Genomic DNA, 20,946 nt, shown 5'->3' with positions numbered 1-20,946 from the left:
CAAAAAGTGCTGTGGCAGAGGTGTTTTCTCTGACTTCACAGCACGTTGATAGTAGATTCCTGATCTTGCTTAGTCTCGTCGGAATGACGAGGTCTTTCTTCTAGCCTTAAACAATAAAGCTTGCGCCTTCTTCTGCACTCGATACGTTTTGGCGGATCACGCTAAACAAGCCTCGTCCCCATGTTTGTTGGGTCGATTCGGTATCGAAATGAATCAACTCGCGTCCAGTGGTATCGCTTAAGTTGTTCAGTTCGCCCGTTTGGCAATCCAGACGAATCAAATCACCGTTGCGCACCAAACCAATCGCGCCACCACGAATGGCTTCTGGAGAAACATGAATCGCAGACGGAATTTTACCGGATGCACCAGATAAACGACCGTCAGTAACCAGCGCCACTTTAAAGCCCGCTTTTTGCACGTTACCTAAAATTGGCATCAGTTTGTGCAGTTCAGGCATGCCGTTTGCCGCTGGGCCGTTGTGTGTGACCACAACGATGCAATCTTTGTCCAGCTCGCCACGTTTGTACGCGGCTTCCACTTCGTGTTGGCATTGGAATACGATCGCAGGTGCCACTATTACGCGTTGCTCTTCTTTTACCGCAGACACTTTCACCACGGCTTTGCCCAAGTTGCCAGTCAATACGCGAGTGCCGCCAGTATTTTGGAAAGTGGCATCCGGTTTGGCGATCACGTCACCGTCTTGGCTGCCTTGGCACGGTGTCCAAGTCAGTTGTCCATCGACAAGGCTCGGCAGCGTCATTTGGTCTTCAAATTCACCAAACACGGGTTTCACATCGCGATGCAAAAGCTCGGATTGGTTCAAGCGGTGCAATAACGCGGGCACGCCCCCCGCGTCTTGGAACGCGTTCATATCGGCTGGGCCGTTCGGGTAAACGCGCGCTAATAAAGGAACCACATCCGACAGATCGCTGATGTCTTGCCAGGTGAGCAAGATGCCAGCAGCACGCGCCACGGCGATCATATGAATGGTGTGATTGGTGCTGCCGCCAGATGCAAGTAGAGCGATGATGCCGTTGACCAAGCTCTTTTCTGTGACCACCTCGGCCAGCGGACGGAAGTGTGCAGAACCCGCCGTCATTGAGGCGATTTTCAGAGCCGCGTGATCGGTTAACGCTTTACGCAGTTGGGTATGGGGATGAATGAATGCCGAACCTGGCAGCATCAAGCCCATGGCTTCGAACACCAACTGGTTGGTGTTGGCGGTGCCGTAAAACGTACACGTCCCCGCAGAGTGGTAAGCGCGACACTCCATATCCAGCAGAGCGTCTTTGCTGACTTCTCCCGCTGCGTATTTTTGGCGCACGTCGACTTTCTCTTCGTTGCTGATGCCTGTTGCCATCAGACCCGCAGGCACAAACGCCGTTGGTAAGTGTGCGTAAGACAGCGCGCCCATCAGTTGCCCCGGTGCGATTTTGTCACATATGCCAAGCAGTAATGTGGCATCAAAGACATTGTGACTCAAAGACAACGCCGTTGATTGCGCAATTAAGTCACGTGAAAACAGCGACATATCCATGCCTGCTTGACCTTGAGTCACCCCATCGCACATCGCTGGCACACAACCTGCGACTTGCGCCGTATGGCCGTAGTCCGCCAGCACTTGTTTGATTTGCACTGGGTAATCTTGGTACGGCTGGTGGGCGCTCAACATGTCGTTGTAGGCGCTGATCAGCGCGACATTGGCATGAGTAAAATCGAGAATATTTTTCTTTTCAGAAGAGCAAGAAGCGGCGACTGCATGGGCTAAGTTACCACAAGATAAACCAACGCGGCCTTTGCCCGCTTCGGCTTGCACTTCGGTGCGAGTAAGAAAGGCAGCGCGCGCTTCACGGCTGCGCTCGGTCAAACGTTGTGTGACCTCAAGAACAACAGAGTGAGTCATTACGCCACCTCGATCGCTTGCATTTTGATTAGCTCAGCGGCAGAGCGTTCCACCACGTCGCTGATGTCTCCGTCGATACTGACGATCAGAGTTTGAGGCTCGTTGTCTGGGCGCTCTAGTGTCTCGAATTGGCTCTTCACCATGTTTTCTTTCATGAAGTGGCCTTTGCGCATACGCATGCGATTAAGGATCAACTCCCTATCGCCATCAAGGAACAGGAAGGTCACATTGTTGTTGCCTTCGCGGATCTGATCGCGGTAAATCTTTTTCAGTGCTGAACAGACAATAATGCCGTGTTCGTTTTTGCTTTCTAGGCTGTACGCCGCATCACGAATGCGTTCTAGCCATGGCTTGCGATCATCATCGTTCAGAGGCTGGCCCGACGCCATTTTCTGAATGTTCGCTCGTGGATGAAGATCATCACCATCAATGAATTTACGCCCTAGCTTTTTCGCTAGATGCTCACCAATTGTGCTTTTACCACTAGCACAAACGCCCATAACGATGACACTACTACCAGCCATAACTTATCCTCATAACCAAATTTGCGCGTGATCTCAATTTTTGAATTCACTTTAAAATATGGGTTTATCTTATTCATGTTATCGGTAACATGTTACCGGTAACTGAAATAAATGTGAACCATAACACAAACAATAATTCTTAAAGGTGAACCTATGGAGCAATTAACCCAAGCCCCAGATCCTACGTTCCTACTGACGATTGCAGGCCTTGCCATTGCAGCGTTACTCGTTCTGATCATTAAACTGAAAGTCCATGCTTTTGCTTCCCTTACTATGGTGAGTTTAGGCACAGCAATCGCCACTGGCGTTCCTTCTGAGAAAGTCGTATCGACCATGATGGGCGGCTTCGGCGGCACACTGGCTTCCGTGGCATTGCTAGTTGGTCTTGGTGCGATGATCGGTAAAATTCTTGAAGTGACTGGCGGTGCGAAAGTGCTGGCAGACACTTTGATTGGTCGCTTTGGTAAAGAGCGCGCACCATTTGCTTTGGGCGTCGCTTCATTACTGTTTGGCTTCCCAATCTTCTTCGATGCTGGCCTTGTAGTGATGATGCCAATCATCCTAAGTGTGGCGGCTCGTTTTGGTGGCTCACCAATTAAATACGCGTTGCCTGCAGCTGGTGCTTTTGCGGTTATGCACGCGTTTGTTCCACCACACCCAGGTCCGGTTGCAGCGGCAGAATTCCTTGGTGCAAACATCGGTCTGTTATTGGTGGTGGGTATTCTGGTGGCTATTCCAACTTGGTACCTTGGCGCTTACCTATTTGGTTTGTACGCGGGAAAAAAATTCGATATCCCACTATCTAAAGCCTTCTTTAATGGCGAAGCGATGGTGGATGAGCGCAACGCACCAAAATTTGGCACGGTTATGACCATCCTTGTGCTGCCAGTCCTGCTAATCTGTTTGGATACGGTACTGAACACACTGGCGGTTGCGGGTGTGATTGATGGCAAAACGGCACTGGTTGAGTTCCTACGTATGCTAGGTAAAACTCCAGTCGCGTTGCTGATTACTTTGATTGTCTGTCTGGCTGTGTTTGCCAAAGACTACGGCATGGCAAAACTAGAAAAATTGTGTGGTGAGTCATTGGCTCCTATCTGTGGTGTTATCCTAGTAACGGGTGCAGGTGGCATGTTTGGCGGCGTACTGCGCTCAAGCGGCATCGGTGATGCACTGGCTGACGTTCTTACAGATACAGGTATGCCTGTGATTGTGGCGGCGTTTGTTATTTCAACCTGTCTGCGTGTTGCTCAAGGCTCGGCAACGGTAGCGCTAACCACTACGGCAGCTCTTATCGCGCCAGTTGTGGCTGCATCAACAGGTTTGAGTGAACTAGACCTTTGCTTTATCGTAATCGCGATTGCGGGTGGTGCAACGGTACTGTCTCACTTCAATGACTCTGGTTTCTGGTTGGTATCTCGTCTGCTTGAGATGGATGAGAAAACCACATTAAAAACTTGGACGGTAATGGAAACGTTACTTGGCGGTATCGCGTTTATTATCGTCGCAACATTAAGCTTTATTCTTTAGAGGTTCCCCATGACAACACTTGAACAACGATTAAGAGATATCAAAATCGTCCCAGTTATCGCAATCAACGACGTAGCACACGCTCTGCCACTGGCAAAAGTGTTGGTAGAAAACGGTTTACCATGTGCGGAAGTGACATTCCGCACCGAAGCGGCGGCGGAATCGATTCGCATCATGCGTGAAGCGTACCCAGAACTGTTGATTGGCGCGGGCACCGTTCTGACCACAGAACAAGTGGATATCGCGATCGAAGCGGGCGTGGACTTTATCGTTAGCCCAGGCTTCAACCCAACCACAGTGAAATACTGTCAGCAACGTGGTGTGACTATCGTACCGGGTGTAAACAACCCAAGCTTGGTTGAGCAAGCGATGGAAATGGGTCTGCGTACGTTGAAGTTCTTCCCTGCTGAGCCATCAGGCGGCGTAAACATGCTGAAAGCACTCACGGCGGTTTACCCAGTGGAATTCATGCCAACAGGTGGCGTGAGCCCATCCAACGTGGAAGATTACCTAGCGCTGAAATCGGTTGTAGCTTGTGGCGGTACTTGGATGGTGCCAACCGCAATGATGGACAACGGCGATTGGGAAGGCATTGCTGAATTGGTTCGCGCAGTTAAGTAAAACGCACAAACGGCTCCGAAATACCCCCGAACGTTAGAAAAAGTGATACGAAAAAGGGTCATCAAGTTACTTGATGACCCTTTTGCTTTTTGGGATGAAACGGCTTTAGAAGTGATGCTTCATAAAGCGCTTAATAAAGCGAATGAAATCGGCTTCGGCTAGCTTCGCGCACTTCAATGTTTGGGCGTGAGACAATTCTACATCTCCCAAGCCTTCTGCCATGTTGGTGATCGCACATACTGCCAATACGGGTAAGCCGCAATGCGCCGCAGAAATCACTTCTGGCACGACCGACATGCCCACGACATCACCACCGATGATTTGCATCATGCGGATTTCGGCTGCGGTCTCAAAGTTGGGGCCTGTGTAAGAGACAAACACACCTTCATTCAGGTGAATACCATTGGCTTTGCCGACTTCAAACGCTTCTGCGCGCAGGTCTTTGTCGTACGCATTGGCGAGGCTGAAGAACCTCGGGCCGTACTCTTCATCATTCGGACCGATCATTGGCGATTCAGGCATGGTGTTGATGTGGTCATGAAATACCACCAGAGAGCCGACATCAATACGCTCAGGGCGAAGTGAGCCTGCCGCGTTGGTGACGAGCAGAAACTCACAGCCCAGCTTTTTAAAGGTTCGTACGGGTGTTGTCATGACCTTCATTGAGCCGTGTTCGTAGTAGTGACCGCGACCTTTCATGCACACTACGTCTACGCCGCCCATGGTGCCAAGTACCAACTCACCAGAGTGGCCTTGCACGGTGCTAACCGGAAAGCCTTCGAGCTCTTCGTATGGAATGACCACTTTGTCTTGTAGCTCGTCTGCCAATACGCCTAAGCCAGAGCCTAAAATAAACGCCGCTTTAGGTTGGAAGTTTGGTTTGCGTTCGCGAATGGTTTGTAGTGCGCCGATTACTGGATCGTGATTCATGTTAGTCACCTTCTGGTTGTGTGTTGATTCCATTGTGTGACTTTCTGCGCTGGTTATCTTTGCTTTATTCGCTACTATTATCCTTAAAAAGAGGATGATGAAATTCGCTAGGACTCAATTATGAAGTCAGAACCATTTGAGCGCGTGACGCTGAAGATGCTGCGTTACTTTTACGAGGTCGCACAAACCAAGCATTTCACTAAGGCGGCCGAGAATCTCAATATCACCAATTCGCCGTTGAGCAATCGCATCAAAGAGTTGGAAGAGGTGCTTAACGTCAAACTGTTTGAGCGCGATTCAAGAAACGTCATGCTGACGGAGGCCGGGCGATTGTTGGAGTCCAAATGCCAACTGATTTTTCAGACCTTGGATGTCTCGCTCAATCAAGTGCAGCAAGTGGGGTTGAACCAGAGAAATATCCTACGAGTTGGTGTGGTAAGTAGCGCATTTTGGGGCGGATTTGATCGTCTGTTACAGCGTTTCCATGCTGAGCATGACACTTATCACGCCGACATTTTTGACCTTAACCCAGAGACGCAAAAGAAGCATCTGAGCGAGAAGAAAATCGATGTGGGCATTGTGCGTTTTGCTGATGCACTCAACATTTATCCGTATCAGTCGGTATCTTTGGGCAAAGATGTGTTTGTGGTGGCGGTGTCGGAGCAACATGAGTTAGCCAGCAAATCTTTGCTGCGGCTCCAAGATTTAAAGACGTGTGAGCTTGCGTTTATGAGTTTGGCGAATTCTGCCTCGGCAAACTTCATCATCAATGCCTGTCTGCAAGAAGGCTTTTCACCCCATATTGGCAAACAAGTGGTGGAGCCAAGCACCTTGATGGCATATGTAGCAAACAGCAATACCGTGACGTTGGTTCCGTCGACGTTTTCTCAGCATCATTGGCATGGGATTCGTTTTATCAAGCTGAAAGAGTCACTGCGTGCAGACTTGTGTCTGATTCATGATGGTAAGCAAGAGAGTGCTATTAAAGCCGAGTTTATTCGCACATTATTAGAGAATGCGAGTTAAGCATGGGATAACAAAAAAAGGTCATCCTAAGATGACCTTTTCAAATGATTCGCTGAAATCAGCAATGCGATTAGCGCGTAATTAACGCATCGTTACGAACTCTTCTGAGCCCGTTGGGTGGATAGCCACAACAGAGTCGAAGTCTGCTTTGGTTGCGCCCATCTTCATTGCTACGCCGAAGCCTTGGATCATTTCATCTACCGTGAAACCGATGCCGTGTAGGCCAACAACCGTTTCTTCTTCGCCCGCACATACAAGCTTCATCTTACATGGTTGACGGTGCTTAGTAACAGCGGTGTACATCGCAGTAAAGCCAGATGTGTAGACTTTGATGTTGTCTTTGCCGTACTTCTCTTCTGCTTCTTGCGTTGTTAGACCGATAGTGCCGATTGGTGGGTGGCTAAATACCACAGTTGGTACCAAATCGTAGTCCATCTTCGCGTTTGGTTTGTTGTTGAAAAGACGCTCAGAAAGTTGACGACCCGCTTTCACTGCTACTGGTGTTAGTTCGATACCGCCTTCCATGATGTCACCCACACAGTAGATGCCTTTCACGTTGGTTTCTTGGTATTCGTCTACCTTGATGTAGCCTTTTTCGTTCGTTGCCACGCCGGTTGACGTTAGGTTGATTGCGTCTGTCGCTGGGTGACGACCGATTGCCCAAATCAGTTGGTCAACGTTTTGGCTCTCACCGTTTTCTAGGTGCAGAGTTAGGCTGCCATCGGCTTCTTTTACCACTTCTTTTGGTACAGAGTGGGTGTGCAGTTTTGGACCTTCTGCGTCCATCACTTCAACCAACGTATCGATGATCATTGGATCGAAGCTACGTAGTGGTGACTCTTTACGTACGAACAGGTGCGTTTCTGTACCTAGCGCGTGCAGTACGCCAGCAATTTCAACTGCGATGTAGCCTGCGCCCACAACCGCAACGCGTTTTGGTTGCTCTGTTAGGTCGAAGAAGCCGTTTGAATCGATGCCGTATTCAGCGCCTGGAATGTTTGGAATAGTAGGACGACCACCAACCGCGATCAGGATGTGATCTGCTGTGTAGTGTTCACCGTTTACTTCGACAGTTTTTTCGTCAACAAACTTAGCAAAGCCTTTAATCACGTTTACTTTATTGTTGCCAAGAACGCGATCGTAAGATTGGTGAATACGACCAATGTACGCCTGACGGCTCTCAACCAGTTTGCTCCAGTTGAAACCTTTCACGTCGACATCAAAACCGTAATCTTCTGCGTACAGGTTCATTGCTTCTGCGATTTGCGCGCCATGCCACATCACTTTTTTCGGTACACAACCTACGTTGACACAGGTACCGCCAAGGTCTTGAGCTTCGATTAGCGCAACTTTCGCGCCGTACATCGCCGCACGGTTTGCAGATGCGATGCCGCCACTGCCGCCACCGATACAGATATAGTCAAAATGAGTCGCCATTACTTTCTCCAAGAGCTTATAAATTTTATCTGGTACATAGATAGATTGGGATGACCTTGTCCGAACTCAATGCCACCGTTATCCCACTATCATAAATCGAATTCGACTAATTCCTAAATGGGAAAAAGCGACAATACTTATGACAAATAGCGATGAGAGGCACAAAAAGAAGAATAAGCACGATTGGAGGGAGAAGGTGAGAGCATAAAAAAGCGCAACGAGAATATCGTTGCGCTTGAAGATATCAGTACGGAAGTGCTTACTCTGGCACAATCCAGTCCACTTTCCAGTGGCCAGTTGCTGGTGCGATCGCGTCTTGCAGGAATGGCAGAATTTCTTTCATCTGGCTTTCCAGTTTCCACGGTGGGTTAATCACAATCATGCCGGATGCCGTCATGCCGCGCTCGTTGGTATCGGGTGCAACACCTAACTCGATTTGCAGAATTTTACGAATGCCCAGTGCTTCCAAGCCTTCGATCATATCTTCGATGTCGTGGCGGTTTACCACTGGGTACCAAATCGCGTAGATACCGGTTGCCCAACGTTTATGGCTCTGATGAATCGCTCGCACCACATCGCGGTACTCTTTCGCGAGTTCGTATGGTGGGTCAATCAGCACCAAACCACGACGCTCTTGTGGCGGTAAGCTTGCTTTGAGGCGTTGGAATCCGTCTTCTTTGAAGATGCTCACTTGGCGATCACGATGGAATTCTTGCTCTAACAATGGGTGATCGGCCGGGTGCAACTCGGTCAGCACCATGCGATCTTGTGGGCGGATTTGCGCGCGCGCCACACGTGGTGAGCCTGGGTAGTAACGCAGCTTCTCGCCGTTGTTGAGCACTTTAATGGCATCGATGTAGCTTTTGATGTCTTCAGGAATGCTTGGGTTATCCCAAATACGTGCGATGCCTTGTTTGTATTCGCCCGTTTTTTCAGACCATTCGTGAGTCAGATCGTAACGGCCCACACCCGAGTGGGTATCGTGATAAACGAATGGCTTATCTTTTTGTTTCAGCGCATCAAGAATGAGGCTTTGAACGATGTGTTTGACCACGTCGGCATGGTTGCCAGCGTGGAAGCTGTGGCGGTAACTTAACAAATTAAACTCTCGAAACACTCTTTGGCTGAGTGTGGTCTGTGATTTTCACTCTATGGCGGTATTATACTCAAGTAACTTAAAGATGTAGAACTTCCAATCAAATCTGTTCCTCTGATAAGGGGACGCTATTGAAATTTCTTTAAGTCACCCACACTTACTATTGGTAATCGAATTGAACTAGGTGAGTTTCTCGCACTCAAAAGGGTGTGAAATTTCATTTAGGTATAACAAGACTCAAGGACAGAGTAGCGCTGGTTGACTATATGATGGTCATTGCGGCATAGAGAAAGGGAACGGAGCTCCCCCAATCCATGTTGCTGGCTCGTCTGTACATTGAGTTGGCCTATCTACACAAAATAGACAGGCAATCACAGAGTCAAAACACAAAAGGAATTATTCATGTCTAATCCTCTTCTGACGTTTACGGACCTACCTCCGTTTTCTCAAATTAAACCAGAACACATCAAGCCTGCCGTTGAGCAAGCGATTGCTGACTGCCGAGCAAAAATCGATGAAGTTCTACAAGACAACGCTCACCCAACTTGGGACAGTGTGATTGCGCCAATTGAAGAAGCGGATGATCGCTTAAGCCGCATCTGGTCGCCAGTGGGTCACATGAACTCGGTAGTGAACAGCGAAGAGCTACGTGAAGCTTACGAAAGTTGCCTACCAATTTTGTCAGAGTACGGCACTTGGGTTGGTCAGCACAAAGGGTTGTACGAAGCGTACAAAACCATCAAAGCGAGCGAAGAATTTGCAACGTTAACTCGTGCCCAGCAGAAAACCATCACTGATGCACTGCGTGATTTCGAGTTATCAGGCATTGGTTTGCCATCCGATGAACAGCACCGTTACGGCGAGATCAGCAAACGTATGTCTGAGCTGAGCTCTAAATTCTCTAACAATGTGCTGGATGCCACCATGGGTTGGACCAAGCACATCACAGACGAGAAAGACCTAGCAGGTATGCCAGAATCGGCGCTGGCAGCAGCGAAAGCTGCCGCAGAAGCAAAAGAGTTAGATGGTTACCTCATTACGCTAGATATCCCATCTTACCTACCTGTCATGACGTACTGCGATAACCAAGAGTTGCGTAAAGAAGTGTACGAAGCGTACGTGACGCGCGCTTCTGATCGAGGTCCAAACGCAGGCAAATGGGATAACTCAGAAATCATTACTGAGCAGCTAAAACTGCGCCATGAAATTTCACGTATGCTAGGTTTCAATACTTACAGTGAAAAGTCGTTAGCAACAAAGATGGCTGAAACGCCGGATCAAGTGCTGGGCTTCCTGAATGACCTAGCGACACGAGCGAAACCGCAAGGTGAACGTGAAGTCGAAGAGTTACGTCAGTTTGCGAAAAGTGAGTTTGGTGTTGAAGAGCTGAACGTTTGGGATATCGCTTACTACAGCGAGAAACAAAAGCAGCACCTGTTCCAAATTTCGGATGAAGAACTGCGCCCATACTTCCCAGAGTCAAAAGTCGTGAGCGGTCTGTTTGAAGTGCTAAACCGCGTGTTTGGCATGACCGTTACTGAGCGCGAAGGCGTAGACACTTGGCATGAGTCCGTGCGCTTTTTCGATATCTTTGATGCTGAAGGCACACTCCGTGGCAGTTTCTACCTAGATCTCTACGCTCGTGAACACAAACGTGGCGGCGCGTGGATGGATGATTGTCGTGGTCGTCGCGTTACGCTATCTGGCGAGCTGCAAACGCCGGTTGCGTATCTAACGTGTAACTTCAACCGTCCAGTGGGCGACAAACCAGCACTGTTCACGCACGATGAAGTCGTGACGCTATTCCATGAGTTTGGTCATGGAATCCACCACATGTTGACGCAAGTTGATACAGGTGCTGTTTCAGGTATTAATGGCGTGCCTTGGGATGCGGTTGAGCTACCAAGTCAGTTCCTAGAAAACTGGTGTTGGGAAGAGGATGCGCTGGCGTTCATTTCTGGTCACTATGAGACAGGTGAGCCGCTACCTAAAGCGATGCTAGACAAAATGCTCGCAGCGAAAAACTTCCAATCTGCGATGGGTATTTTGCGTCAGCTAGAATTCGGCTTGTTCGACTTCACGCTTCACACCGAATATGACCCTGAAGTGGGTGCGCGTGTACTGGAAACTCTGGCGAAAGTGAAAGAGAAAGTCGCGGTAGTTCCTGCGGTTGAGTGGGCGCGTTTCTCACACAGCTTCGGCCATATTTTTGCTGGTGGCTACAGTGCGGGTTACTACAGCTACCTGTGGGCTGAAGTGCTGTCGTCAGACGCGTATTCTCGCTTTGAAGAAGAAGGCATCTTCAACAAAGAGACGGGTCTAAGCTTCCTGAACAACATCCTAGAAATGGGGGGCAGTGAAGAGCCAATGGAGCTGTTTAAGCGCTTCCGTGGCCGCGAGCCACAAATCGATGCACTGTTGCGCCATTCGGGTATTGCGGCGTAAATTGAGCAAAAAACATCAAGGCCAACCGTTCGGTTGGCCTTTTTTGTACAGTTTTTATAAAAAATTTTACGGATTTACGTTTCGGTTGATCGGGTTCTGCAACGATATCAATGTCTCCGTGGACTGAACCTCATCAATGGCTTGCAGCTTGTCGATCAGTACAAATTGCAGCTCTTCAATCGATTTGCACATCAATTTGACGAATATGTTATACGCGCCCGTGGTGTAGTAAGCTTCAACGACTTCGTCGAGCGCGTTGAGTTTTTCTAACGCGGAGTGGTAATCACGAGCTGCATTGAGGTTAATACCAATAAAGCAGCACACATCGTAGCCAAGCTTTTTAGTATTGATGATCACCTCCGTTCCTTCGATGATGTCAGCCGACTTCATCTTCTCGATACGCACATGGATAGTGGCAGGGCTGACATCGAACTGCTTTGCCATTTCTGCGTAGGGCGTTCTGGCGTCAGCCATTAGTGTTTTTAATATTGCGCGGTCAAGGTCGTCGAGTTTCGGCAGGCTCGCATTCATACTATGATTTCCGTTAGGGATAGAGTTTTACCTCCCTTTTATACTCATAGCGGATAGGATTCACAAGGTTTGGCAGGAGTAACTGCGGGTTAACTCCGAGCTATGGAGATAATGTGCAGCGTTTTCTGGTTATTGCCGCGCTATGTTGGAGCGCGTTTGCTACGGCCTCAGATCCGAAGGTGTTGGTCGTGCACTCCTATCATCAGGGTTTTTTCTGGACGGACTCCATACAGCGAGGCATCGAGCAACAGCTGGGCGATCGAGCGCTGGACATGCGTGTGCTCTATCTAGACTCGAAACGTAACCAGAGTGAGCAGTTTTTTGCACAACTAAAATCCTTGTATCTTACGAAATTACGCAAAGAGCGATTTGATGCCATTTTAGTGAGCGATAACAATGCACTTGAACTCATGCAGCGTTTAGCCCCAATCATCAAAGACACCCCAGTTATATTTAACGGCATTAATAACTACCATCCTTCTTTACATCGTTCTCTGAATGCAACCGGAGTCATGGAAGATGTCGATTTGGAAGCGAATCTCGCTCTTATTGAGCGCTTACATCCGAACTACACACAAGTTCTCATCGTCAGTGACCACTCGGTGACCGGTGAGGTGTTGCGTTATCAAATCGACAATTTTGTCCTCAAGTTCCCGCAATATCGAGACAAAATCGTACAAGTTGTTCCAGACAGTATTATCGATCTAAAACAACAAGTCGCAAAACTGAGTTCCGATAAAGTCGTCTTGTTCTGGACCTATTACCGAGATAAACAAGGTATGGTTGGCAGCGAGCGTGACTGGGTTGGTGTCAACAAAGTCTCAAACGCGCCGCTGTTTATGGTGCATGACATTGGTTTGGGTCATGGCGCAGTTGGAGGGGTTATTCAAAGTGGTTATCGGCATGGTATTGAGAGCGCAGAGATGCTTGAATTCGTTTTGGATAACCCTGATCAGCCTCTGCCTGCCGTGAAAAAAAGTGATTCTGAAATAAAGCTCGATTACCAAGCGGTAGCGCGTTGGGGATTGGGGGCTGAACAAGAGGTTTCTGCGGTATTTTTTAATAAGCCAATGAAGCTTTCTGAACGTTTTGCCAAGGAAATTCGCCTGTTTGGTAGTCTGTTTGTGGTGATGTCGGTGGTCATTTTGCTGATGGGTTATTATTTACAGCGGATGCGTCGAAGTGAGAGCGCTGCGCGAGAAAGCCAGGCTATTCTAGAATCGATTTTCGATCAGAGCATGCAGTATATGGGCATTTTGGATGCCAACGGTGTGCTTAAATCGGGCAACGATCACCTTCAATCCTTACTTTATCACCAAGGACTGCGCTTAGACCGACCACTTTGGTTTCACCCCAACTGGAGTGAAAAAGCACAAGCGTTGCTTGAGGAGTATTTCCACGCGCCTCACCATCAAGTGTCGACGTTTGAAGCTGAACTTTGGAGTAAAGAACACGGCGCATTGGTGTTAGAAGTTTCGCTCAAGCCTTTTTCTCAGCAAGTAGGGAATCATAAGCAATACTTGTTTGAAGCGCGCGATATTACCAGTCGTAAATTGATGGAGGACAAGCTCTACCAACGTGAGTCAACCCTACGCAACTATTACGAGCAGCAGCCCGTGATGATGGTGACGCTTGATAGTAATAACCGAATTCAAGAAGTGAATCGATTTGCTCAACTACTTCTTGGCTACAAACCGATGGACATGCTCGGACATCGCCTGAGGGAGTTCTATTTTGATGACAAAGTGCTGTTCCCTCGCCAAGTGTTATTGCAACCCAACCAGCAAGTGCATGGTGTTTGGCGACGTGAAGTCGAGTATCGTCATGCAAATGGTCATCGTGTTTGGGTGCGCGAGAATATTCGTCCGCTGAGTGAATCTGAGCAACTGCTGATTGTGGGCGAAGATATTACCGAAACCAAACTGCTTTCCGAGAAATTGGAATACCAAGCTCGCTATGACTTACTGACGGGGACTTACAACAGAAACCACTTTGAACTAGAGCTTAAGACCGCACTGTGCGAAGTGGACAGCCATCGTCGAGTCCACGCCATGTTGTACCTCGACTTAGATCAACTAAAAGTCCTCAATGATACGGTTGGGCATGATGCAGGTGATGCGGCGATTCAATTCTGCGCCAGTATGCTGGAAGGCGTTCTGCCGTACAATTCCATCTTGGCTCGAATGGGAGGCGATGAGTTTGCGGTGTTACTCAAAGACTGTGACGAATATGGCGCCATCAATATTGCCAAACTGATCATCTCGACACTAAGCGAACACCTCTTTATTTGGGAAGACACACGCCTGTTCATCAGTTGCTCAATTGGTATCCGTATCATCGATCATACCGCTGATACGCCACAAATGGTGCACGCTCAAGCAGACTCTGCTTGTCACGCCGCTAAAGAGCAAGGCCGTAACCGCTATAATCTATTCAGCTTAGATAACGAAGAGTTGCAGCGTCGTCAGATGGAAATGCAGAGCGTCAATTTGGTGCATGAGGCATTGTCGAATCAACGTTTAGAACTGTTTGCTCAACCGATAAAAAGCTTACAAAAGCACGAGACTCAAATGTATTTTGAGATTTTGGTGCGTATTCGCAATGGGTACGGTGATTATGTTTCTCCTGCGCTGTTTATCCCTGCTTCCGAGCGTTACAACATTGCCCATTGGATTGATAAGCAGGTTATTACTCAAACACTAGAGTGGTTTGAACAGCGTCCTGAGGTGGTTGAACAGCTTGGTCGCTGTTCGATAAACCTTTCAGGTCAATCTATGGGGAATCAAGAGTTTATTGACTTCTTGTTGGATCGATTGGAAAGTTCGACTCTGCCGTGTGAAAAAATCTGCTTAGAAATCACTGAGACAGCGGCGATGAGTAATCTGGATCAAGCTATTGAGCTGTTTACCAAGTTAAAGGCTTTGGGTTGCATGATTGCATTGGATGATTTCGGTTCTGGCTTGTCTTCATTTGGTTACTTAAAGAAACTTCCTGTCGATATCGTGAAAATTGATGGTCTTTTCGTGCAAGATATCAACGTAAACGAAATGGACCGCGTGATGGTTCGTTCAATCAATGACTTGGCGAAACAGCTCGGCAAAGTGACGGTGGCGGAGTTTGTCGAAAATGACCAGGTCATGCAGCATTTGATAGACCTCGGTGTGGACTACGGTCAAGGCTACGGTATTGGTCATCCTAAGCCGCTTTCTGAGCTAGTGGAGCAGCTGACGGTTGTATAACCTCTGCGTAGCAAGCTCAACCTAGCATTAATAGGTAACTTAGGTATACACTCAGCGCCAGTTACCTCGATTTTTATTGGAGCCTCCTTTTGCAACTGCAATTGATCTGTGAAAACCCGTCTCAACAATCTCATCTTGATGAACTCGCTGCGCGTTGGCAGCTTTCTCATACTGACGATAGCGATTTTGCTTTGGTGCTAACCACCGAGCGTTTGGAGCTACGTAAAGTGGATGAACCAAAGCTGGGTGCAATCTTTGTGGATTTGATTGGTGGTGCGGTCGGTCATCGTCGCAAGTTCGGTGGTGGTAAAGGTCAGGCAATTGCGAAAGCGGCGGGGTTGAACAAAGGGGCAACGCCAACCGTGTTAGACGGCACGGCAGGTCTTGGTCGTGATGCGTTTGTGCTCGCCTCGCTAGGTTGTAAAGTGCAGATGGTCGAGCGTCATCCAGTCGTAGCGGCTTTGTTAGATGATGGCTTGGATCGAGCGAAACAAGACCCAGAAATCGGCACCTGGGTATCTGAGCGCATGTCGCTTATCCATGCTTCTAGCCATGATGCGCTGGAACAATTGGCGCAAGATAAAGACTTTGTCCAGCCAGATGTGGTGTATCTTGACCCGATGTATCCGCACCCAGAAAATAAAAAGAAGTCGGCGCTCGTGAAAAAAGAAATGCGCGTTTTCCAATCGTTGGTTGGCGCCGATTTGGACGCCGATGGCTTACTAGAACCAGCCATGGCGTTAGCCACAAAGCGTGTAGTAGTTAAACGCCCAGATTATGCTAACTGGCTGAACGAGAAAAAACCGACCATGGCGATTGAAACGAAAAAAAATCGCTTCGATGTCTATGTTAAAGCATCGATGGCATAACTTCCTGACGGCTCAACTTTTCTTGTCACAGTACGGTGTCTCGTGCTGTGACTCAGCCTCTCTTTCCTCGTCTCTATTGATAGTTTTCTCTTGCTAATTCCCTTCCCTGACTGTATATCTAACTAAGAATTATTATTATTTCACTTGTTGTGATGCGGTCGATAACTGGGAAGCTGGAGTAGTAGAATGGCTAAACGTTTATGTAAAATGAGTCGCAAACAGATCGCGGCAGAACTTGGTGATATCCATCGTTTAGTTGTCGCACCAAAATTCGTTTGTGGTTCTTGCGCACGCTCTTCATCGGCCAAAGATACCCTTTGTAAGCCAGCCGCAATTCCTCCACAAAAATGCCAAGACAAGCCATTGAGTGAGCAACAAGCATGTGGCTTATTGGTTGAAGCTCTGCCATCACAAGCGATTCCAGTGACCACGAAACAAAGCAACGAAAAAGCCGCGATTGTGAAGCGTGTTGTTGAGCGTGTGAAAGAGAAAAAACAAGCCGAAAAATCTCCGGAGCCAGTAAGAGCCGACGCACCAGTATGGTTTGATTTAGCGGATAAAAAATCGCTCAAGAAAGCGAAAAAAGCACTGAAAAAGCACTATAAGCAGCAAAAGAAGTTGCTAAAAGTGGCGAAAAAACAACAAAAGTTACTTAAGCGTCAGCGCAAGCTTGAAGCGCGCAATGCGAAACTAGAAGTGTTGCTGCCAACGCCACCTAATGCTTTGATGAGCGCAATCTCACAAGCCAAAGTGCATTAATCAAACAAAAAACGCTCTCCAGTCGGAGAGCGTTTTTTATTGTCGAAATGTTTATAGGATTAGCTGCGTTACTTATTGGCGTAACTCATCTCTACGCGCTTTTTCACCCAGGTTTCGTTAATCCATAGGGATAGCATGATGATCGCACCGCCAATGGCGAGTCGCATGACATCAACATCGCGGTTCCAAATCACAATGTTTACAATCAAGCCCGCCGGAACCAATGCATTGTTCATTACTGCCAGTGCGCCTGCGTTCACCATAGTCGCGCCTTTGTTCCAAGCAAAGTAACCAAAACCAGAAGCAATCAACCCAAGGTATGTCAGAATGCCCCATTGCGTTGTAGTGGTGGGTAGTTTGTCGAGGTTACCCATGAGCGCGAAAGCCACGGTTGCTACACAAAGTGCACCTAAGTAGAAGTAGCCAAACACGGTGTGTTGTGGCAAATCGACGGGTTCACTCTCCATGATATATTTGTAGCCCACCTGACCGATGGCAAAGCAGAGGTTTGCTCCTTGTACGACCAAAAAGCCCAGTAGGAAATCTTCATTAATGCCTGCAAATTTAATCCAGGCGGCACCAAATACGGCTATTGCAGCGGTAACTAAGTACCAAGGTGAAAAGCGACCTTTCAAGAAGTCATAGATTAGCGTGACGTAAATGGGTGTGAATACGGTGAACAGCAATACTTCTGGCACGGAAAGGAGCAAAAAAGATTGGTAGTAGAAGCAATACATCAAGCCGAGCTGGAAGCCACCGACGGTCATCAGTTTCGCGATTAGGGATTTGCTAACGCCACGGAATTTCAAAAAGGGAATGAAAACCAAACTCGCCAGTGCCACGCGCATGAACACCGAGAACCAAGAATCAACCTGACCGGCGAGGTAAACGCCGATCAGGCTAAATGAGAATGCCCAAAGTAGGGTAACTGCGGATAGATAAGCCATGGATGAGAATCTTTATCAACAACAAATGTGCCCGCAGTCTAACCAAGTTTTATCGCTGCGCCAATCAGTCTTTTAGCGGTACGACCAGCATATCGACTGGTGAGCAGTTAATCAGCTGTCGAGTCGAAGATAGAATCTTGCTCCAGAAATCTTGGTGATGACCACAAACCACCAAATCAATACTGTAATCTTGAATGGTATCGCACAGCTCATTACTCAAATCGCCACTACCGACTAAAGTATGGGCAATTGGGTATTGCGCATATTCAGCGAAGTTTGCCAATTGTGTGCGCGATGCTTCCATTGCTTGATGTTGCGCTTCTGCCATATTGATATCGATAAGCCCGGTGTAGAGTTCTGCGTAGTTCACGTCGATGTGAATAAAAGAGACTTTCGCATCCAGAGGTTTAGCCAGTGATACGGCTTTCTTAATCAACACTTTACTGTCGTCTGAAAGGTCGACTGCCACAAGTATGTGTTTGTAACTCATATTGCTATCTCCTTGTAAGGTCATAGTTTTAGATTAGCACCAACCCCAAAAAAAATTTGCTGAAGTGATCTCATATCGGTGCCGTAGGTACAAAGTCTTGTCTCAGTAATCATGTTATAGTGGCGTTATACCCAAGTGACTTTGATATGCTGAAATAAGCGTAGTGTTACTGACTAGAGTTGAAGTGAAACTTCGCCGTGTCTGCCAGACCAAGCTATTCTCGCAGCGTCATTTATTTCGAGGTTACTTGGGTATATTGCATGCACAATAATAGGAGTTAACATGCTGTCTCAAACTATGGTCGAACAATTGAATGAGCAAATTAACCTAGAATTTTTCTCATCCAATCTATACTTACAAATGAGTGCTTGGTGTGAAGACAAAGGTTTTGAAGGTGCGGCTGAATTTTTACGCGCTCACGCCGTAGAAGAAATGGAGCACATGCAACGCCTATTCACTTACGTGAGTGAAACTGGCTCAATGCCAATCTTAGGCGCTATTGATGCGCCAAAGCATGACTTTGCGAGCCTAGGTGACGTTTTCCGCGAGACATTTGAACATGAGCAAATGATCACGGAAAAAATCAACAAACTGGCGCACGTTGCATTTACTAGCCAAGACTACTCAACGTTTAACTTCCTACAGTGGTACGTGTCAGAACAGCACGAAGAAGAGAAGTTGTTTAAAGGGATTTTAGATAAGATCGAACTGGTAGGTGAAGACGGTAAAGCGTTGTTCTTCATTGACAAAGATCTAGCACAAATGGCGAAAGAAGGTTCATCTTCAATCATGGATGCTCCAGCTGCGTAAACGCGTTTTGGGACGTTGTAAGTAGCGGGTAAAGACGAAGTGTTGATCGTCTTTTTCTCTTGAGCATTGTTGAAGATGTAGGGAGGAAAAGATGATCAGTGGAGACACAATCTTATTTGCGCTAATGGTGGTAACTGGAGTTAATATGGTCCGGTATCTCACCGCTCTTCGTTCTCTAATTTATATCATGCGTGAAGCGCATCCGCTGTTATATCAGCAAGTTGATGGTAATGGTTTTTTTACCACTCATGGAAATGTCACCAAGCAGGTGAGGTTGTATCACTACATTAAAAGTAAAGAATATCATCACCACCACGATGAAATTTTTACTGGTAAGTGTGAAAGAGTGCGTGAATTGTTTGTTCTATCGACCGCGTTGCTCGGCGTGACGCTACTTGCAGCCTTCATTCTCTAAGAGTCAATAATCTAGATAGTTGTTCTGTCTGAGATTTTGCGGACATACAGAGCGCTTAGAGTTTAAGCGCTTTTCCCTTTCGGTATTTGTCGGTAGAATGTCGCGCCTAGAAAGCAAGGATGTGCAATGTGCACATCCTTTTTTATTTTGATTCGATACCAATCAGTCTAAGAGCTACCGATGAGTAAGAAATTTGATGTTGTTGTAATTGGCGCAGGCGCAGCAGGTTTAATGTGTGCTGCAGAAGCAGGCAAGCGAGGCCGCCGTGTTTTGGTGCTCGATCATGCTAAAAAGCCAGGACGTAAAATCCTTATCTCGGGCGGTGGTCGTTGTAACTTCACTAACTACGACGTTTCAGCTAATCACTATTTGTGTCAAAACCCGCACTTTGTTAAGTCGGCGCTCTCCCAATACACTAACTGGGATTTCATCTCGATGGTGTGTAAACATGGCATTGAGTTCGAAGAGCGTGATCACGGCCAGTTGTTTTGTGTCGATGCATTTACGGCCAAAGATATCGTGAAGATGTTGTTAGCTGAGTGTGACATGCCGAACATCGAGCAGCGTTACCAATGCGATGTTCATTCGATTGAAAAAATTGATGAAGGCTTTCGTTTGCATGCTGGCACTGAGATTGTCGAATGTGAGTCTTTAGTTATCGCAACAGGTGGCTTGTCGATGCCAAAACTGGGAGCGACACCATTTGGTTATAAAGTCGCGGAACAATTTGGTCTTCGAGTTATCCCAACCACGGCAGGGCTTGTACCATTTACTCTGCATAAAGAAGACAAAGAAGACTTTGCTGAGTTATCTGGTATCGCGGTACCTGTGGAAATTACGGCTGAAGATGGCACCATGTTCAAAGAAGCCCTGTTGTTCACACATCGTGGCTTATCTGGTCCAGCAGTGTTACAGATTTCTTCATTCTGGCGGGCCGGACAAAAGGTGTTGATCAATCTTGTGCCAAACGATGATGTTGCTGAGTTATTAGAACGTAGTCGTGAGAAGCATCCAAATCAGTCACTCAAGAATACGCTTGCCAAAGTGCTGCCTAAGCGTCTGGTTGAAGTCTTAATTGAACGTAAAGAGCTAGTCGATAAACCGCTAAAACAGTTCAATCAAAAGGAGCTTGCGGCGATTGTGGAGCGCCTAGAGCATTGGGATATCGCCCCGAATGGCACCGAAGGCTACCGAACTGCGGAAGTGACACTCGGCGGTGTCGATACTGATCACTTATCCTCGAAAACCATGGAATGCAAAGACATTAAAGGGCTTTATTTTATTGGTGAAGTGATGGATGTGACTGGTTGGCTAGGGGGCTACAATTTTCAGTGGTGCTGGTCGAGCGGCTTTGTTGCGGGGCAGTGGGTTTAA

General features: G+C 47.6%; 18 protein-coding genes. 10 read left to right on the top strand and 8 right to left on the bottom strand.

Annotation, left to right across the window (positions count from 1 at the left end; translation table 11 throughout):
- Positions 1-106: 106 nt before the first annotated feature.
- A complete protein-coding gene (gene edd, locus R7P67_RS17840) occupies positions 107-1,903 on the bottom strand; it encodes a phosphogluconate dehydratase (RefSeq protein ID WP_318086030.1) in 1,797 nt (598 codons plus the stop codon).
- Entirely contained in the window at positions 1,903-2,427 is a 525-nt protein-coding gene (locus R7P67_RS17835) for a gluconokinase (protein ID WP_005379140.1), read from the bottom strand. Before R7P67_RS17835 ends, edd begins: the two co-directional genes overlap by 1 nt.
- A gap of 153 nt (positions 2,428-2,580) precedes the next feature.
- Between R7P67_RS17835 and R7P67_RS17830 the strand changes: the two genes are divergently transcribed.
- On the top strand, positions 2,581-3,957 hold the full coding sequence (locus tag R7P67_RS17830) for a GntP family permease (RefSeq protein WP_012841240.1): 1,377 nt from the start codon (positions 2,581-2,583) through the stop codon (positions 3,955-3,957).
- Between the two features lie 9 nt (positions 3,958-3,966).
- A complete protein-coding gene (locus R7P67_RS17825) occupies positions 3,967-4,578 on the top strand; it encodes a bifunctional 4-hydroxy-2-oxoglutarate aldolase/2-dehydro-3-deoxy-phosphogluconate aldolase (RefSeq protein WP_025624148.1) in 612 nt (203 codons plus the stop codon).
- 105 nt (positions 4,579-4,683) lie between these two features.
- Here R7P67_RS17825 and xapA read toward each other — a convergent pair whose 3' ends face one another.
- Positions 4,684-5,508: a xanthosine phosphorylase gene (gene xapA, locus R7P67_RS17820; protein WP_005379149.1), complete on the bottom strand. Its 825-nt coding sequence runs from the start codon at positions 5,506-5,508 to the stop codon at positions 4,684-4,686.
- Positions 5,509-5,628: 120 nt separating this feature from the next.
- On the opposite strand from xapA, the gene R7P67_RS17815 reads away from it, so the two are divergent.
- Positions 5,629-6,534: a LysR family transcriptional regulator gene (locus R7P67_RS17815; protein WP_069509860.1), complete on the top strand. Its 906-nt coding sequence runs from the start codon at positions 5,629-5,631 to the stop codon at positions 6,532-6,534.
- Between the two features lie 81 nt (positions 6,535-6,615).
- Here the strand turns inward: R7P67_RS17815 and gorA are convergent, their stop codons facing one another.
- Complete coding sequence (gene gorA / locus R7P67_RS17810) at positions 6,616-7,971, bottom strand: glutathione-disulfide reductase (protein ID WP_318086029.1); 1,356 nt, start codon at positions 7,969-7,971, stop codon at positions 6,616-6,618.
- Between the two features lie 259 nt (positions 7,972-8,230).
- Positions 8,231-9,070 (bottom strand): 23S rRNA (adenine(2030)-N(6))-methyltransferase RlmJ, encoded by an 840-nt coding sequence (locus R7P67_RS17805; RefSeq protein WP_005379158.1) that lies wholly within the window; start codon positions 9,068-9,070, stop codon positions 8,231-8,233.
- Between the two features lie 399 nt (positions 9,071-9,469).
- Between R7P67_RS17805 and prlC the strand changes: the two genes are divergently transcribed.
- Complete coding sequence (prlC, locus tag R7P67_RS17800) at positions 9,470-11,512, top strand: oligopeptidase A (RefSeq protein ID WP_017635033.1); 2,043 nt, start codon at positions 9,470-9,472, stop codon at positions 11,510-11,512.
- A 66-nt stretch (positions 11,513-11,578) separates the two neighbouring features.
- Here the strand turns inward: prlC and asnC are convergent, their stop codons facing one another.
- On the bottom strand, positions 11,579-12,043 hold the full coding sequence (gene asnC, locus R7P67_RS17795) for a transcriptional regulator AsnC (RefSeq protein WP_005389595.1): 465 nt from the start codon (positions 12,041-12,043) through the stop codon (positions 11,579-11,581).
- Positions 12,044-12,156: 113 nt separating this feature from the next.
- Between asnC and R7P67_RS17790 the strand changes: the two genes are divergently transcribed.
- From R7P67_RS17790 to R7P67_RS17780, 3 genes are all read left to right on the top strand, one after another.
- Entirely contained in the window at positions 12,157-15,282 is a 3,126-nt protein-coding gene (locus R7P67_RS17790) for an EAL domain-containing protein (protein WP_318086028.1), read from the top strand.
- Positions 15,283-15,371: 89 nt separating this feature from the next.
- Complete coding sequence (locus R7P67_RS17785) at positions 15,372-16,151, top strand: class I SAM-dependent methyltransferase (RefSeq protein ID WP_005379162.1); 780 nt, start codon at positions 15,372-15,374, stop codon at positions 16,149-16,151.
- A gap of 186 nt (positions 16,152-16,337) precedes the next feature.
- On the top strand, positions 16,338-16,910 hold the full coding sequence (locus R7P67_RS17780; protein ID WP_176311225.1) for a hypothetical protein: 573 nt from the start codon (positions 16,338-16,340) through the stop codon (positions 16,908-16,910).
- A gap of 68 nt (positions 16,911-16,978) precedes the next feature.
- On the opposite strand, the gene R7P67_RS17775 is transcribed toward R7P67_RS17780, so the two are convergent.
- Complete coding sequence (locus R7P67_RS17775; RefSeq protein WP_025768287.1) at positions 16,979-17,857, bottom strand: carboxylate/amino acid/amine transporter; 879 nt, start codon at positions 17,855-17,857, stop codon at positions 16,979-16,981.
- 64 nt (positions 17,858-17,921) lie between these two features.
- Positions 17,922-18,347 (bottom strand): universal stress protein UspA, encoded by a 426-nt coding sequence (gene uspA / locus R7P67_RS17770; protein WP_005379165.1) that lies wholly within the window; start codon positions 18,345-18,347, stop codon positions 17,922-17,924.
- A gap of 282 nt (positions 18,348-18,629) precedes the next feature.
- Here uspA and ftnA point away from each other — a divergent pair, with 282 nt between their 5' ends.
- The 3 genes from ftnA (at position 18,630) to R7P67_RS17755 (ending at position 20,946) form a co-directional block, all read left to right on the top strand.
- Positions 18,630-19,157 (top strand): non-heme ferritin, encoded by a 528-nt coding sequence (gene ftnA / locus R7P67_RS17765; RefSeq protein WP_005379167.1) that lies wholly within the window; start codon positions 18,630-18,632, stop codon positions 19,155-19,157.
- Positions 19,158-19,248: 91 nt separating this feature from the next.
- On the top strand, positions 19,249-19,572 hold the full coding sequence (uspB, locus tag R7P67_RS17760; RefSeq protein WP_005379169.1) for a universal stress protein UspB: 324 nt from the start codon (positions 19,249-19,251) through the stop codon (positions 19,570-19,572).
- 180 nt (positions 19,573-19,752) lie between these two features.
- On the top strand, positions 19,753-20,946 hold the full coding sequence (locus R7P67_RS17755; protein WP_149192280.1) for an NAD(P)/FAD-dependent oxidoreductase: 1,194 nt from the start codon (positions 19,753-19,755) through the stop codon (positions 20,944-20,946).

This window comes from Vibrio sp. Vb0937 (assembly GCF_033338855.1).
The sequence above is the reverse complement of the archived record's forward strand: the minus strand, read 5'-3'. Positions and strand labels throughout refer to the sequence as shown.